The 1,873-nt window shown below is 58.9% G+C and carries 1 protein-coding gene and 1 pseudogene; one reads left to right on the top strand and one right to left on the bottom strand.

The features are described 5' to 3' along the window. Positions 1-97: 97 nt before the first annotated feature. Positions 98-214, bottom strand: a pseudogene (locus AC2VON_RS19380) (hypothetical protein); the annotation flags it as partial. 624 nt (positions 215-838) lie between these two features. On the opposite strand from AC2VON_RS19380, the gene AC2VON_RS19375 reads away from it, so the two are divergent. Next, positions 839-1,780 carry an alpha/beta fold hydrolase gene (locus AC2VON_RS19375; RefSeq protein ID WP_486954403.1) on the top strand — a complete coding sequence of 314 codons (942 nt, stop codon included), beginning with the start codon at positions 839-841 and terminating at the stop codon, positions 1,778-1,780. Positions 1,781-1,873 lie beyond the last annotated feature (93 nt).

The raw sequence follows: 1,873 nt of genomic DNA, 5'->3' as shown, positions 1-1,873 counted from the left end.
CAACATCGCCGCCGGCCTACGTCACCACGCCAGACACCCAGATCACGCCCTCAAACTGATCCTGACCTCATGAGACGTGACTTTTCCGGCACCCTGGCCAACTGGCTGTGAAGAAATTGACTCCGTGACGCCTACTGCCTGAGACCACCCCCATACCGAGTGCGCCTACAGCTACAGGCACAACGGAGCTCAACCCGACCAGTGTTCTCAGTTTTGACAGAGGTTCATCGACAGACAGTCTCATTAGTCCACGCTCTCTCACGCTTGCCAAACCGGCCGACCACCGTCGTCGCTCATACTATTGAGAACTTGATCGACCGCATAATCGTTCGTCCGTAATACGATCTATAGCTGTCCCGTATAGCGGATGTGCTCTTTACTCGCTCCAATCACCGCCCAAACCGCTGCATCGTATTGGGAGTATGGCTGTGGTCCCCGATGACATCGGGCGCAAGCTCACGGGCCAAAAGCCGTCCTCGTTGACGATACCGTAATCGACCCAGTGAAGTAAGAGCTCTTTTGAATGCTAGTTCGAATCTGCCATGGGCTTGGCTTGCACAGGGTGCCCGACTTTCAGACCTCGACGGGACGACGGCACAGCAGACAGCGATGACCGCGTTTCCGTCGCGGTGCCCGACGGCATGGGAGCGATGAAATGAACGAGACTGGCCGGAACTGTTGGGGGAGATTGACAGAACTACCGCGCTAGGCTTCTAATTTTTCCTAGATTAGAAACGTGGGACAACATTCGAAGACGATTCGGGCATCGAAAAGTTGGTCGGCACACATTGGGTTGATGGCGTGGCCAGTATGGCCGCCGAAGACAGGGGGACGGCATGTGCAGATCCTCGTGCCTCAATCCGCGCCCGAGACGCCGACGTGGCGCGCGGACGCGACCGCAGCCTCGTCCCGGGTGCGCGGCACACTTCACCAGATCTTCGTGCAAAGAAGACTTCCGCAAAGGGGATTGGCTCCAATGGCCGGTTTCAGCACCCATTCCACTGCGTTGCCGCTGGTTTTGCTGCACGGCGCAACATCGTCAGCCCGAGTTTGGGAACCGCTGCTTCCGGCTTTAGAAGTACATCACCACGTGTTCGTACCTACGCTGGCCGGACATTGTGGTGGCCCACCTTTATCCGTTCCTCCGGCCTTGGTCGTGCAAGGAATCATCGACTCAATGTGCCGCCAGCTCGACAGTGCAGGGATCGAAACCGCGCACTTCGTCGGTAATTCGCTTGGCGGCTGGATCGCGCTGGAACTGGCGCGTCGTGGTCGGGCCAGTTCCGTCTTGGCATTTTCGCCGGCCGGAGCATGGCGATTGCCGAGGGACCTGACGAGAATGCTGGTGATCTTCCAGATCGGCTCTAAGCTCAGGACAACGGCGCCTTTCCATAAGTTGTTGGCTAACAAGACGCTTCGCCGCTTGGTTCTGCGACTTGTGGCAGAGCACGCCGACCGAATGACGCCGGCACAAGTCACCGCAATGTTAGAGGATGCGGCAGGCTGCGCCGTCCTGCCTGATCTCCTCGCCGGCGCTCGTGACGCTGGCCCTATCTCCGCCTTTGCGGAGTTGACTTGTCCTGTACGCATCGCGTGGGGCTGGCATGATCGCACGCTGCCTTTTATGCGATATGGTGCGCCGATCCTCGCGGCCTTGCCTGGCGCCGAGCTGGTGATGCTGCCCGACGTCGGGCACGTACCGATGATCGACGATCCTGCATTGACTGCTCAGATCATTCTCGATTTCGTCGAACGGCAAGTCGCGCCACAGCGGCTTTGACGGGGTCCCAGCTTCCGGGCCAGTGTCTATGAGAGTTGTTGGTGGGTGGTTTCCCAGTGCTTTCGGAAGGCCTCGGGGGTGAGGTCGTCCAGT

Source organism: Mycobacterium sp. TH-M82 (assembly GCF_057473605.1).
Note: the sequence above shows the minus strand (reverse complement) of the source record. Positions and strands in the feature narration are given on the sequence as shown.